The organism is Streptomyces sp. NPDC034085 (assembly GCF_055575555.1).
Window position 1 is genome coordinate 30,915 of record NZ_JBVISL010000011.1, and the last position, 12,468, is coordinate 43,382.

At 73.3% G+C, this 12,468-nt stretch carries 12 protein-coding genes; 6 read left to right on the plus strand and 6 right to left on the minus strand.

The features are described 5' to 3' along the window. Nucleotides 1-628 precede the first annotated feature (628 nt). Together ACZ501_RS29420 and ACZ501_RS29425 are read right to left on the minus strand one after the other, a co-directional pair. The gene (locus ACZ501_RS29420) at nucleotides 629-1,744 is read right to left on the minus strand and encodes a C40 family peptidase (RefSeq protein WP_468799510.1); all 1,116 of its coding nucleotides are present in this window, start codon (nucleotides 1,742-1,744) and stop codon (nucleotides 629-631) included. Nucleotides 1,745-1,953: 209 nt separating this feature from the next. Next, entirely contained in the window at nucleotides 1,954-2,781 is an 828-nt protein-coding gene (locus ACZ501_RS29425; protein WP_468799512.1) for a class I SAM-dependent methyltransferase, read from the minus strand. A 223-nt stretch (nucleotides 2,782-3,004) separates the two neighbouring features. Here ACZ501_RS29425 and mshA point away from each other — a divergent pair, with 223 nt between their 5' ends. Both mshA and ACZ501_RS29435 read left to right on the plus strand, forming a co-directional pair. Continuing rightward, the gene (gene mshA, locus ACZ501_RS29430) at nucleotides 3,005-4,387 is read left to right on the plus strand and encodes a D-inositol-3-phosphate glycosyltransferase (protein ID WP_468799514.1); all 1,383 of its coding nucleotides are present in this window, start codon (nucleotides 3,005-3,007) and stop codon (nucleotides 4,385-4,387) included. Further along, a complete protein-coding gene (locus tag ACZ501_RS29435) occupies nucleotides 4,380-4,880 on the plus strand; it encodes a type III secretion system chaperone family protein (RefSeq protein ID WP_362458837.1) in 501 nt (166 codons plus the stop codon). Before mshA ends, ACZ501_RS29435 begins: the two co-directional genes overlap by 8 nt. Before the next feature lie 319 nt (nucleotides 4,881-5,199). Here the strand turns inward: ACZ501_RS29435 and ACZ501_RS29440 are convergent, their stop codons facing one another. Further along, nucleotides 5,200-6,549 (minus strand): MDR family MFS transporter, encoded by a 1,350-nt coding sequence (locus ACZ501_RS29440; RefSeq protein ID WP_468799516.1) that lies wholly within the window; start codon nucleotides 6,547-6,549, stop codon nucleotides 5,200-5,202. A 137-nt stretch (nucleotides 6,550-6,686) separates the two neighbouring features. Here ACZ501_RS29440 and ACZ501_RS29445 point away from each other — a divergent pair, with 137 nt between their 5' ends. Together ACZ501_RS29445 and ACZ501_RS29450 are read left to right on the plus strand one after the other, a co-directional pair. Beyond that, on the plus strand, nucleotides 6,687-7,445 hold the full coding sequence (locus tag ACZ501_RS29445) for a phosphoglyceromutase (RefSeq protein ID WP_361610419.1): 759 nt from the start codon (nucleotides 6,687-6,689) through the stop codon (nucleotides 7,443-7,445). A gap of 144 nt (nucleotides 7,446-7,589) precedes the next feature. Next, entirely contained in the window at nucleotides 7,590-8,231 is a 642-nt protein-coding gene (locus ACZ501_RS29450; RefSeq protein WP_361610418.1) for a GNAT family N-acetyltransferase, read from the plus strand. Nucleotides 8,232-8,310: 79 nt separating this feature from the next. Here the strand turns inward: ACZ501_RS29450 and ACZ501_RS29455 are convergent, their stop codons facing one another. Both ACZ501_RS29455 and phoU read right to left on the minus strand, forming a co-directional pair. Continuing rightward, on the minus strand, nucleotides 8,311-8,460 hold the full coding sequence (locus ACZ501_RS29455) for a hypothetical protein (protein WP_468799518.1): 150 nt from the start codon (nucleotides 8,458-8,460) through the stop codon (nucleotides 8,311-8,313). A gap of 108 nt (nucleotides 8,461-8,568) precedes the next feature. Next, nucleotides 8,569-9,246 carry a phosphate signaling complex protein PhoU gene (gene phoU / locus ACZ501_RS29460; protein WP_361610415.1) on the minus strand — a complete coding sequence of 226 codons (678 nt, stop codon included), beginning with the start codon at nucleotides 9,244-9,246 and terminating at the stop codon, nucleotides 8,569-8,571. A gap of 207 nt (nucleotides 9,247-9,453) precedes the next feature. Here phoU and phoR point away from each other — a divergent pair, with 207 nt between their 5' ends. After that, nucleotides 9,454-10,692, plus strand: coding sequence for a two-component system sensor histidine kinase PhoR (phoR, locus tag ACZ501_RS29465; protein ID WP_361610414.1), 1,239 nt, complete (start codon nucleotides 9,454-9,456; stop codon nucleotides 10,690-10,692). A 5-nt stretch (nucleotides 10,693-10,697) separates the two neighbouring features. Further along, nucleotides 10,698-11,369, plus strand: coding sequence for a two-component system response regulator PhoP (phoP, locus tag ACZ501_RS29470; RefSeq protein WP_467644498.1), 672 nt, complete (start codon nucleotides 10,698-10,700; stop codon nucleotides 11,367-11,369). 112 nt (nucleotides 11,370-11,481) lie between these two features. Here the strand turns inward: phoP and ACZ501_RS29475 are convergent, their stop codons facing one another. Beyond that, nucleotides 11,482-12,165 carry a DUF461 domain-containing protein gene (locus ACZ501_RS29475; protein WP_361598450.1) on the minus strand — a complete coding sequence of 228 codons (684 nt, stop codon included), beginning with the start codon at nucleotides 12,163-12,165 and terminating at the stop codon, nucleotides 11,482-11,484. Nucleotides 12,166-12,468: the final 303 nt, after the last annotated feature.

Genomic DNA, 12,468 nt, shown 5'->3' on the forward strand with positions numbered 1-12,468 from the left:
TGGCGGCCGTGGGAGGGCCGCCGTCATATGCCCCTATCGCGGGGAAAAACCGCGCCGCGGGGATGACCAACGTCACGGCGCGCCCCTTCCGCATCCCGCCCACCGAGATACCCCTGGAGCGCCGCTGCGGTCACCGCTGCGCTCCGCTTGGCCCGTGCCCCGGCTGTGCTCGGCCCGGCCGCGCCTGGTGTGGTGCGGGGCCGGGGCCGGGGCCGGGGCGTCGGCGGGGTGTGCCGCTGCGCGGGGCTGGTCCCCTACCCGCCCTTCGCCCGTTCCCCGAGCTCCGCCCGGACCCGCGCCTCAAACGCCGGCGGGGCTGATTCGCCCCGCCATCGCCCGGACCCGTGCCTCCAAGGCCGGCGGGGCTGAATCACCCCGGGCTCGGCCCGGACCCTTGCGGGCTGGAGGGCGCGCAGCGCACTTTCAGCCCCGCCGGCGTTTGAGGCGCGGGCGCGGTAGCGCCGTGCAGTGGGCCGCACGCGCCCGGGGCGCCCAGACCGGCGGCCTGGGCCGGAGCCGCCGGGGCTGGCAGGGCCCCGGGCTCGGGTCCCCGCCGGGGTGCCGGGGCGAGAGGCCCCGGGGTACCGGGACCGGCGGCCCCGGGGTCGGGTCACCGCCCGGCCAGGGCTTACGCGTCCGGGCGGACCACCGCCTTGATCGGCATCGAGCCCGCGCCCGCCATCGTCACCGTGCGCCCCGGCCGCGGGGCGTGGACCATCGCGCCGTCACCGACGTACATGCCCACGTGGCTCGCGTCGTCGAAGTAGATGATCAGGTCCCCCGGCCGCATGTCCTTGAGCGGGACCTTCGGCAGCAGCCGCAGCTGCTCCTGCGAGGTGCGCGGGATCCCCCGGCCCGCCGCCAGCCAGGCCTGCGAGGTCAGCCCGGAGCAGTCGAAGGCGTTCGGCCCCGTGGCACCCCATACGTACGGCGCGCCGATCTGTGCCGTGGCCCACTGCACGGCCCGCCTGCCCGCGTCCGTGGCCGCGCCCTTGACGTCCTTCATGGCGCCGGCCGACAGCCAGGCCGTCTGCGCCTGGTACTGCGCTTCCTGCTCCAGCTGGAGCAGCCTGGCCTTATCCTCGGCCTCCAGCTTGTTCTCCAGGGCCTCCGCCGTCTTGATCTTCTCCTCGATCTCCTTCTTGGCGGCTTCCTTCTTGACCCTGTTGTCCTCCATCTTCTGCCACAGCGCGCCCGCTTCCTTGGCGTACCGCTCCAAGTCGGTCTGCGTGCGGTTCAGTTCGGACAGCAGGTCCGTGGTGGCTTTCTCGCCCTGCCGCAACCGGCCCGTCCCGTCCAGGAAGTCGGCCGGACTGTCGCTCAACGCCAGCCGCGCGCCCGGCGGCAGGCCGCCCGAGCGGTACTGGGCGCGGGCGGCGGCGCCGGCCCGGTCCTTCAGGGAGGAGATGCGGTCCTGGCCCGCCACCACCAGGTTGGCGATCTGGACGATCCGCTCGGACTGCGCCTTGGTCTCGCTCTCCGCGAGGTTGTACGCGTCGGTGGCGGTGCCGGCCTGGCGGTAGAGGTCCTCTATCTCCTTGCGGATCTGCTCCAGGGACTTGCCGCCCGGCGCGGGGCGCGCGGGCGCGGCGGGGGCCGAGGGGGCCGAGGGGGCAGGAGGTGCGGACGGCGCCGCGAACGCGGTGCCCGCGAGTCCGGGGGCCGCCAGTATCGCCATGGCGCACAGCAGTGTGAGGGCGGACGCCCCCTGCCGACGCGACGACGCACGCTTAACGGTCCCCATGGCTCCCCCAGGCACCCCGGGTCACATCGATGTCACCGGACATCAGATCTGACTATTCATCAGTAACTTGGCACTGTCTCCGGGATGGTGCCACGACTCGGTGAATTCCAACACCCTCCGGATGCCTCTCCGATCATGACCGGCCACCCCCGACCGTCCCAGCCGACTCAACGGGCCGCCTCCGGCGCCGGTTCCCCGCGGCGCCAGGTTCACCCCGCCGGGCGCAACGCCTCCCAGCGCACCGTCAGTTCCCCCTGCCGCCACCGCCCCGGACCGTCCGCCAGCGGCCAGTCGGCGGACAGCGCCCGCGCCGTCCGGATCCAGCGCTGCCGCGCCCCGTACGAGGCGTACGGAGCCGCCGCCGCCCACGCCCGGTCGAAGTCGCGCAGGAACGCGTGCACCGGCTCACCCGGCACGTTCCGGTGGATCAGTGCCTTCGGCAGCCGCTCCGCCAGGTCCGAAGGCCGCTCCAGTGACCCCAGCCGGGTCGCGAAGGTCACCGTGCGCGGCCCCTCCGGCCCCAGCGCCACCCACACGTGCCGCCGGCCGATCTCGTCGCAGGTCCCCTCCACCAGCAGCCCGTCCGGGGCCAGCCGGGCGCAGAGCCGCTGCCACACCTCCGCGACCTGCTCCTCGTCGTACTGGCGCAACACGTTCGCCGCGCGGATCAGCGCCGCGTGCCCCGCCGGATCCCCGGCCGTCCCGTCCAGCGGCACCTCGAAGCCGCCGTGCCGGAAGGTGAGCCCCTCCCGCTCGTACGGCTTCGCCCCCGCCACCCGCGCCGGCTCGATCTCGATGCCGACCACCCGGACCCCCGGCGCCGCCTGCCGCAGCCGCGCCAGCAGCTCCACCGCCGTCCAGGGTGCGGCCCCGTACCCCAGGTCTACCGCCACCGGCGCGTCCGCCCGCCGCAGCGCGGCCCCGTGCGCGGCGGCGATCCAGCGGTCCATGCGGCGCAGCCGGTTCGGGTTCGTCGTCCCGCGCGTCACGGTGCCGACGGGGCGCCTCGGGGACGGCGGGGTGCTGCGGGAGACCATGCGCCGAGCGTAAGCGGAGGGTGCGGCCAGGATAAAAATCCGGAAATCGCGCAGGAACTTCCGGGCCCCGGAATGCGGCGGGCCGCCGCACGGGTTGCACTCCTTGCAGGGCGCCGACCGCGCTCCCGCAGCCATGCCGCCCCACCGGCGCTGCCGACCCCGCCCACCAGCGCGGGGTCGCAGAGGACCGTCGACCGTCGTCCGAGCGAGAGGAACTGCTCCTTTGAGCCAGTACGTGTCCCGCCTCGGCGGCACCATCAGCGGCCGCATCGCCGCCGCGCGCGGCGCCCGCCCCGACGCGCCCCGCCTGCGCCTGCCCGCCGTCGGCCACCACCGCAAGCCCCGCCGCGTGGCCATGCTCAGCGTGCACACCTCACCGCTGCACCAGCCCGGCACCGGCGACGCCGGCGGCATGAACGTCTACATCGTCGAGCTCGCCAAGCGCCTCGCCGCGATCAACATAGAGGTCGAGGTCTTCACCCGCGCCACCACCGGAGGCCTGCCGCCCGTGGTCGAGCTCGCGCCCGGAGTCCTCGTACGGCACGTGGACGCGGGCCCGTACGAAGGACTCGCCAAGGAGGAGCTGCCCGCCCAGCTGTGCGCCTTCACCCACGGCGTCATGCAGGCCTGGGCCGGCCACCGCCCCGGCTACTACGACCTCGTCCACTCCCACTACTGGCTCTCCGGCCACGTCGGCTGGCTCGCCGCCGAACGCTGGGGCGTGCCCCTGGTACACGCCATGCACACCATGGCCAAGGTCAAGAACGCCGCGCTCGCCGAGGGCGACACCCCCGAGCCCGCCGCCCGCGTCATCGGCGAGACCCAGATCGTCGCCGCCGCCGACCGGCTCATCGCCAACACCGCCGAAGAGGCCGAGGAGCTCGTACGGCACTACGAGGCCGACCCCGGCAAGGTGGCCGTCGTCCACCCCGGCGTCAACCTCGACCGCTTCACCACCGGCGACGGCCGCGCCGCCGCCCGCGCCCGCCTCGGTCTGCCGCAGGACGCGGTGATCCCGCTGTTCGCGGGCCGCATCCAGCCGCTGAAGGCCCCCGACATCCTGCTGCGGGCCGTCGCCGAGCTGGTCGACCGCGACCCCTCGCTGCGCAGCCGCCTCTTCGTCCCCGTCGTCGGCGGCCCCAGCGGCAGCGGCCTCGCCAAGCCCGAGGGGCTCCAGAAGCTCGCCGCGAAGCTCGGCATCACCGACCTCGTCCACTTCCACCCGCCGGTGGCCCAGGACGGGCTCGCCGACTGGTTCCGGGCGGCGTCCGTGCTGGTCATGCCGTCCTACAACGAGTCCTTCGGCCTCGTCGCCATCGAAGCCCAGGCGACGGGCACGCCGGTCCTCGCGGCGGAGGTCGGCGGACTGCCGGTCGCCGTCAACGACGGGGTGACGGGGATCCTCGTACCCGGACACGACCCGGTGGACTACGCCCGTGAGCTGCGGCGCTTCGTGGACGACCCCGGTCTCACCGACCGGATGGGCGCCGAGGCCGCCCGGCACGCGCAGTTCTTCGGCTGGGACACCGCCGCCAGCGGCACCGCCGACGTGTACACCGCGGCCATGCATGATCATCGCCGTCGCGTACGCTCCCACCATGGCTGACACCGCCGCTGACACCGCCGCGATCATCGAGTCCACGCTGGCCGGCGCCGAGCTGAGCTGGGAGAGCCCCGAGCCGGGCTCGTACGTCGTCCAGCTCCCCGGCACCCGCAAGCTGAGCACCACCTGCTCCCTGCGGATCGGCCGGCACTCGCTGTCGGTCAACGCCTTCGTCATCCGCCACCCCGACGAGAACGAGGCGGGCGTCCACCGCTGGCTGCTCGAAAGGAACCTCAAGCTGTACGGGCTGGCGTACGCGGTCGACCCGCTCGGCGACGTCTACCTCACGGCCCGGCTCCCCCTGTCGGTGATCACCCCGGAGGACCTGGACCGGCTGCTGGGCACCGTCCTGGAGGCGGCGGACGGCGCCTTCAACACCCTGCTGGAGCTGGGCTTCGCGAGCGCGATCCGGCGCGAGTACGAATGGCGCGTCTCGCGCGGCGAACCGACCCACAACCTGGACGCCTTCAAACACCTGACCCACCCGTCCCCCTGACCCGGACCGGGCCCCGCCGCCGCGCCGGCAGTCCCCGTGCCGGGCCGCCCCTCGCCGCTGCGCGGCAGTCCCAGTGCCGGGCCGGCTCTCGCCGCTGCACGGCAGCCCCCGTGCCGAGCCGCCCCTCGCCGCTGCGCGGCAGTCCCGCGTCCGGTCCTTGGCCTCTTCTCCGGGGGCTGCGCCCGTCCGGCTGCGTGCCGCACCCAGCCCCGCCGGCGTTTGAGGCGCGGGTCCGGGCAGAGCCCGGGGAACGGGGGAAGGGCGGGTAGGGGACAGCTCCGCGCAGCGGCCCGCCCGACCGGGCACCGGAGACGGCCGGCTACGCCTCGGCGGCGACCGCACCCGGAGCCGCGGCCGTACCGGCCGGCTCCGCGACCTCCACCGGCGCAGCCACCGCCACCGCCACCGGCTCCGCAACCGGTACCGGCGCAGGCGCAGCCACCGGCGCAGCCACCGCCGCCCCCGCCCCCTCCGGGAGCTTCCGCATCAGCAGCCCGTACCCCGCCGCCGCCACCGTGCCCAGCGCGCCCGTGACACCCCACAGCCACCCCGCGCCGTACCGGTCGATCACGAACCCCGCCATCAGCGGAGCCACCAGCGCCGCCACCGACCACGACATCGTGTACATCCCCTGGTACCGGCCCCGACCGTGCACCGGCGACAACCGCACCACCAGCCCCATCTGCGTCGGCGAGTTCACGATCTCCGCCAGCGTCCACACGCACACCGTCAGCGCGTACGCCCACAGCGCCCCGGCGAAGGCCGTCATCGCGAAGCCGTACCCCGCCAGCAGCGCCGAGACCACCAGCAGCCGGCGCGGGTCGCGGTGCTCGATGAAACGGGTCACCGGGATCTGGAGCAGCACGATCAGCAGCCCGTTCGCCGCGATGACCAGTCCGTAGTCGCCGGGCGAGAAGCCGGCCCGGCCCATCGCCACCGGCAGGCCCACCGAGCCCTGCGTGAAGATCAGCGAGATCAGGAAGGACAGTCCGACCACCGCCATGAACCGCCCGTCGCGCAGCACGGTCCCCAGCCCGGTCTCCGGCTCCGCCCCCTTGGCCGCCGCCTCCTTCACGGGCCGCGACTCCGGCAGCTTCACGAAGACCAGCACCGCGCACAGCAGCGTCAGCGCGGCCTCGCCCAGGAAGCCGGCCAGGTAGCTGTACTCCGCCACCACCCCGGCGATCACCGAGCTGATCCCGAAGCCGAGGTTGATGGCCCAGTAGTTCAGCGCGAAGGCCCGTACGCGGTCCTCAGGCCGGACGATGTCCGCCATCATCGCCGAGACCGCCGGGCGCGAGGCGTTCGAGGTCATCCCCACCAGCCCCGCCACCGCCGCGATCGCCGCCGGGTGCTCCATGAACCCCAGCAGCGCCACCGAGAACGCCGTCGAGGCCTGCGCCGCCAACAGCGTCGGCCGCCGCCCCAGCCGGTCGGCCATCACACCCGCCACCAGCGAGGACACCACCCCGCCCAGGCCGTGCAGGGCGACCACGAGTCCCGCGAAGGACGCCGAGTAGCCCCGGTCCAGGGTCAGGTACAAGGTCATGAAGGTCGCGACGAAGGCCCCGAGCCGGTTGACCAGCGTGCTGGCCCACAGCCACCAGAACGCGCGCGGCAGACCCGACACGCTCTCCCGGGCAGCCCGTCTCAGACTGGCAGCGGACATGCGGTTCCCCCCGATGATGTAAGTACCCCTGGCTCCCTGGGCACATTACGAACGCCGCCCGCCGCCGTCCACTGGATTGACGCCGACCGTCAATCGGGGGCCACGGGCGCCCCACGGCGTCCATTAGGCTCGTACGCATGGCCGACGCACCGTACAAGCTGATCCTCCTCCGCCACGGCGAGAGCGAGTGGAACGCGAAGAACCTGTTCACCGGCTGGGTGGACGTCAACCTCAACGAGAAGGGCGAGAAGGAGGCGGTCCGCGGCGGTGAGCTGCTCAAGGACGCCGGCCTGCTCCCCGATGTCGTGCACACCTCCCTCCAGAAGCGCGCGATCCGCACCTCCCAGCTCGCGCTGGAGGCCGCCGACCGCCACTGGATCCCCGTCCACCGCTCCTGGCGCCTGAACGAGCGCCACTACGGTGCCCTCCAGGGCAAGGACAAGGCCCAGACGCTCGCCGAGTTCGGCGAGGAGCAGTTCATGCTGTGGCGCCGCTCGTACGACACCCCGCCGCCGGCCCTCGAGGACGGCACGGAGTTCTCCCAGTCGGACGACCCGCGCTACGCCTCGATCCCGCCGGAGCTGCGCCCGCGCACCGAGTGCCTCAAGGACGTCGTCGTCCGCATGCTGCCGTACTGGTACGACGCGATCGTCCCGGACCTGCTGGACGGCCGCACGGTCCTCGTCGCCGCGCACGGCAACAGCCTCCGCGCCCTGGTCAAGCACCTGGACGGCATCTCCGACGCCGACATCGCGGGCCTGAACATCCCCACCGGCATCCCGCTCGCCTACGAGCTGGACGCCGACTTCAAGCCCCTCACCCCGGGCGGCACCTACCTCGACCCGACCGCCGCCGCGGCCGCCATCGAAGCGGTGAAGAACCAGGGCAAGAAGTAGCACCTCTCGCGAGCACGCCCCCCACCCCGCGCGTACGGCGCCGGTGGGGGGCGTTGTCGTGTGCGGGGCGTTGGCTGTTTCGGCGGGGCGGGGGTGGTGGTGTAATGGCCCCTGCTGGCAATGGATCATTACGCAGGGGGAGTCGTGTCCGAGGAGCAGATCACCGGCTGGGTGAAGCAGTGGGTCGACGGCTGGACCGTTTCGCGCGGCGCGGCCGATCCGGTCGGGGAACCGTGGGGGTGGACGGTCGCCGTCGGGCTGCCCAAGGAGGTCGTCCGGCACGTGCTGCCCGTGCCCGCCGAGGCCGATGTCCGCAAGCTCGCCGCCACCGCCCCCGCGGCCACCTGGCTCAAGCTCTTCGCCCCGGACGAGGTCGTCCGGCCCTGGGCGGGGGACGGATGGGAGACGGACGTCCCCGGCTTCCTGATGACCCTGCCGCTCGCCCCGGCGCCGGCCGGGCCGCCGCCGGCCGGGTACACCGTGACGACCTGGACCCGAGGCGGTGTGATCAAGGTCCTGGTCCGGGCCGGGGACGGGCGGCTGGCGGCGAGGGGCCAGGCGGGCCTGGCCGGCCGCACCGCGGTGCCGGACCAGATCGAGACCGCTGCGGACCAGCGGCGCCGGGGCCTGGGCGCCCTGGTGATGCGCACGCTGCAGAACACCGCCCGGGAGGCCGGGGCGCGGGACGGGGTACTGGTGGCCACGCCGGACGGCAGGGCCCTGTACGAGGCCCTGGGCTGGACCTCCCGCTCCCCGATGGCCGGCCTGGTCCGCCGGGCGGACTGACCGCGCCCGCCCTCGGAGCAACCCGCATACGAAGAGGGCCCCGTCCGGGACGGACGGGGCCCTCCTCGGCGGCGGCCGGTCAGCCGCCGCACTGGCAGGGGGCGCCGGACTGGCAGCCGCAGCCGCAGCCCGAGCCGCAGCCGCAGGCCGCGAGCAGCGGCAGGCGCAGCGGCTCCGGACGGGGCGGCGGCTCCTGGTCGGGCGTGATGGGGACAGGGGTTTCGGGCATGGTGCCTCCTCGCAGGCGGCGTACGGGAAGTCGTGGTGCCTTCGCCTCATTCATGCCCAGCCGCACCGGCGCGTCAACGGCGCATTGGGGCGTGCCGCCGCGAGGGGGTCAGACGCCCTCGACCTGCGTTGGGTGCTGGAGCTCGTCCGCGTGCTCGCCCGTCACCAGGTACACCACGCGCTTGGCCACCGACACCGCGTGGTCCGCGAACCGCTCGTAGTAGCGGCCCAGCAGCGTCACGTCGACGGCCGTCTCGATGCCGTGCTTCCAGCGGTCGTCCATCAGGTGCTGGAAGAGGGTGCGGTGGAGCTGGTCCATCTCGTCGTCGTCCTGCTCCAGCTGGAGCGCCAGGTCCACGTCCTTGGTGATGATGACCTCGGCCGCCTTCGCCATCAGCCGCTGCGCCAGCTGCCCCATCTCCAGGATCGTCGCGTGCAGGTCGCGCGGCACCGCCCTGTCCGGGAAGCGCAGCCGGGCCAGCTTCGCCACGTGCTGCGCCAGGTCGCCCGAGCGCTCCAGGTCGGCGCTCATCCGAAGCGAGGTCACCACGATGCGCAGGTCGGTGGCGACCGGCTGCTGGCGGGCCAGCAGCGCGATGGCCCGGGCCTCCAGGTCGTGCTGGAGGTCGTCCACCTTCTGGTCGGCGGCGATGACGCTCTCCGCGAGCTTCAGGTCGGCGTCCAGCATGGAGGTGGTGGCCCGCCCGATCGCGGAACCGACGAGCCGGGCCATCTCGACCAGGCTTTCTCCGATCGAGTCCAGTTCCTCGTGGTACGCGTCGCGCATGGTGTCCCTCTCTTGCCTGCTTGCCGGCTCGTCACTGCTGTCGCGTGGGCGGTCATCCCCACGGTTGCACGTTCCGTCGCCAACGCGTCCGACTCCGGCACCCCACATGAATCAACCCCGTCGTCAGGGTGAACTCTGGGCGACGACTGTTCGAGGTGCCACCCGAACGGCTGTGGAAGTGTCCTCCGGCCTGCTTAACCTGGATCCATGGACGTGAACGCGGCGGTCGCCGCAGCTGCGGCGATCGCCGGTCTCTGTACCGGCGTCATCGCCATGCTGGCGTTCCGCTGGAGCGAGCGCGACCAGGCCCGCCCCACCCGGAGCTCCATGCGCCCCGACATCAACGCGGTGCTCCCGCCCGGCGTGGACACCGTCCTCTCCGTGCTCCGCTCCTCCGCCGTCGTCCTCGACGAGGGCGACGCCGTGGTCAAGGCCAGCTCGGCCGCGTACGCCCTCGGGCTGGTCCGCGGCGGCAAGCTGGCCGTGGAGCCCATGCTCCACATGGCCCGCGACACCCGCCGCGACGGCGAGATACGCCAGGTCGAGCTCGACCTGCCCCGGCGCGGCACCGGCCGGGGCGAGGCCCTCGCGGTCTCCGCCCGCGTCGCCCCCCTCGGCTCCCGCCTGGTGCTCCTGCTGGTCGAGGACCTCACCGAGGCGCGCCGCATCGAAGCGGTCCGCCGCGACTTCGTCGCCAACGTCTCGCACGAGCTGAAGACCCCGGTCGGCGCGATCTCCCTGCTCTCCGAGGCGGTCATGGACGCCGCCGACGACCCCGAGGCGGTCAGCCGCTTCGCGGGCCGCATGCAGATCGAGGCCACCCGCCTGATCAACCTCGTACAGGAGCTCATCGACCTCTCCCGGGTGCAGAACGACGACCCGCTGGAGGACGCCGAGCCCGTACGCGTGGACACGCTCGTGGCGGAGGCCATCGACCGCTGCCGCCACACGGCCACCTCCAAGCAGATCACCATGGCCGCGGGAGGCACCGCCGACCTGCGCGTCTGGGGCAACCGGGGCCAGCTGGCCGCCGCCCTCGGGAACCTCGTGGAGAACGCCGTCAACTACAGCCCCGCCCGCACCCGCGTCGGCATCGCCGCGCGCCGGGTGACCGCGCCGGGGGGAGACTTGATCGAGATCGCCGTGACCGACCAGGGCATCGGCATCCCGGAGAAGGACCGCGAGCGGATCTTCGAGCGCTTCTACCGCGTCGACCCGGCCCGCTCCCGCGCCACGGGAGGAACCGGACTGGGCCTCGCCATCGTGAAGCACGTGGCGGCCTCGCACGGCGGGGAGGTGTCGGTATGGAGCTCCGAGGGCCAGGGCTCCACGTTCACCCTGCGCCTTCCCGAGGCGGCCGCGCCGGCCCCGGCGACCGCCCCCGGACCCGCCAGACCCCTGCTTGACCCAGAACCAGTCATTCCTGCCCCGGAGGTCCTTCCGTGACCCGAGTGCTCGTCGTCGAGGATGAGGAATCCTTCAGCGACGCCCTGTCCTACATGCTCCGCAAGGAAGGCTTCGAGGTCGCGATCGCCGCGACGGGGCCCGACGGGCTCGACGAGTTCGAGCGCAACGGCGCCGACCTCGTCCTCCTGGACCTGATGCTGCCCGGTCTGCCGGGCACCGAGGTCTGCCGGCAGCTGCGCGGCCGCTCCAACGTCCCCGTGATCATGGTGACCGCCAAGGACAGCGAGATCGACAAGGTCGTCGGCCTGGAGATAGGAGCCGACGACTACGTCACGAAGCCCTTCTCCTCCCGGGAACTGGTCGCCCGCATCCGCGCGGTGCTGCGCCGCCGCGGCGAGCCGGAGGAGGTCACCCCGGCGGCCCTGGAGGCGGGCCCCGTACGGATGGACGTGGACCGGCACGTGGTCACCGTCGGCGGGGCCAAGGTGGACCTCCCGCTGAAGGAGTTCGACCTGCTCGAGATGCTCCTGCGGAACGCGGGACGCGTGCTGACCCGCATGCAGCTGATCGACCGGGTCTGGGGCGCGGACTACGTCGGCGACACCAAAACCCTCGATGTCCACGTCAAGCGCCTGCGCGCCAAGATCGAGCCCGATCCCGGCGCGCCGCGCTACCTGGTGACCGTCCGCGGCCTGGGCTACAAGTTCGAGCCGTAGGCCATAGGCCGTAGACCGACGGCGGCCCGGCCGGGCCTCACGCCACACGGGGAAGGGCCCCAGCCGCGATGCGGCTGGGGCCCTTCCCCTCTTTACGGCTGCGGTACGGCGCTCAGTGGCCGGCGCTGCGCGACGGCGACGCGGAGGCCGAGCCCGAGGCGGCACCCGACGGGGTGGCGCCGGCGGCCGGGGAGCCCGACGGGGCGGGGGAGCCCGAGACGGCCGGGGAGGGCGAACCCGAGGGGCTGCCCGACGGGGCGCCGCCGGGGGCCGCGACCGGAGCCTCGGTCGGGCCGTAGCCGACGTACATGCCGGCGGCCGGGACGACCAGCGCGTCCATCTCCACGTCGCCCGTGCTGCTCAGCTGGAAGACGACCTTCTGCACGTCGCCGTTCTTGACGGCCTCGCGGCCGCCCTCGACCACGGCGGAGGCGTTGCCCTTGCCGCCCAGCACCACGGAGCCGCCGGCGGGCACGGTGACCTTGCCGGAGCCCTCGGCGGGCTTCAGGACGACCTTGGACTTGCCACCCGCGAGGGTGATCCCGTCCAGGGTCTGGGGCTTGTTGCCGGCGTTGAACACGGTCGCCGAGACGGCGGCCGGGCCCTTCTTGTCCTTCTCGCCCTTGGTGATCACCAGGGCGTTCTGGATCTTGATGTCGCCCTTGGTGACAGCGGCGTTGTCCGGCTTGATCTCGAGAGTCTGCGCGTCGTTGCCCGCGCCGCACGCGGCGAGCGAGGCGAGCGAGAACACGACGGCGGTAGCGGCGAGAGCGCCGCGTCGAAGGCTGCGGCTCACGGCGGCGGCAACTCCTTGGACGTACGGACGGGACGGGTACAGGCACTCAGAGCGGCTGAGGTAAAGCCGCCCTAAGGGTGTGTCAGCGGGCTTAGGTTACCGAGCCGCCGCCCCGCCCCCGCACCCGACCCTCCGCAGGGCGCGCACCGCGCTGCGCCGTCCCCGCGATCTTGCATTCCGCTATCCCGTCCGGGAGCGCCGCGTGATCAATTCCGGGATTCCCTCGAACGCGGTCCGTGATCAATTCCAGATTGGGCCGGAACCCACTGCGTACGGGCGGCCGCCAGTCGAACGGAGTACTTC

Bases quoted from the DNA above. Each gene is read 5' to 3' on its own strand.
- ACZ501_RS29425 (WP_468799512.1), bottom strand. From the start codon at position 2,781: ATGGTCTCCCGCAGCACCCCGCCGTCCCCGAGGCGCCCCGTCGGCACC.
- ACZ501_RS29435 (WP_362458837.1), top strand. From the start codon at position 4,380: ATGGCTGACACCGCCGCTGACACCGCCGCGATCATCGAGTCCACGCTG.
- phoR (WP_361610414.1), top strand. From the start codon at position 9,454: ATGGACGTGAACGCGGCGGTCGCCGCAGCTGCGGCGATCGCCGGTCTC.
- phoU (WP_361610415.1), bottom strand. From the start codon at position 9,246: ATGCGCGACGCGTACCACGAGGAACTGGACTCGATCGGAGAAAGCCTG.
- ACZ501_RS29440 (WP_468799516.1), bottom strand. From the start codon at position 6,549: ATGTCCGCTGCCAGTCTGAGACGGGCTGCCCGGGAGAGCGTGTCGGGT.
- ACZ501_RS29420 (WP_468799510.1), bottom strand. From the start codon at position 1,744: ATGGGGACCGTTAAGCGTGCGTCGTCGCGTCGGCAGGGGGCGTCCGCC.
- ACZ501_RS29455 (WP_468799518.1), bottom strand. From the start codon at position 8,460: ATGCCCGAAACCCCTGTCCCCATCACGCCCGACCAGGAGCCGCCGCCC.
- ACZ501_RS29445 (WP_361610419.1), top strand. From the start codon at position 6,687: ATGGCCGACGCACCGTACAAGCTGATCCTCCTCCGCCACGGCGAGAGC.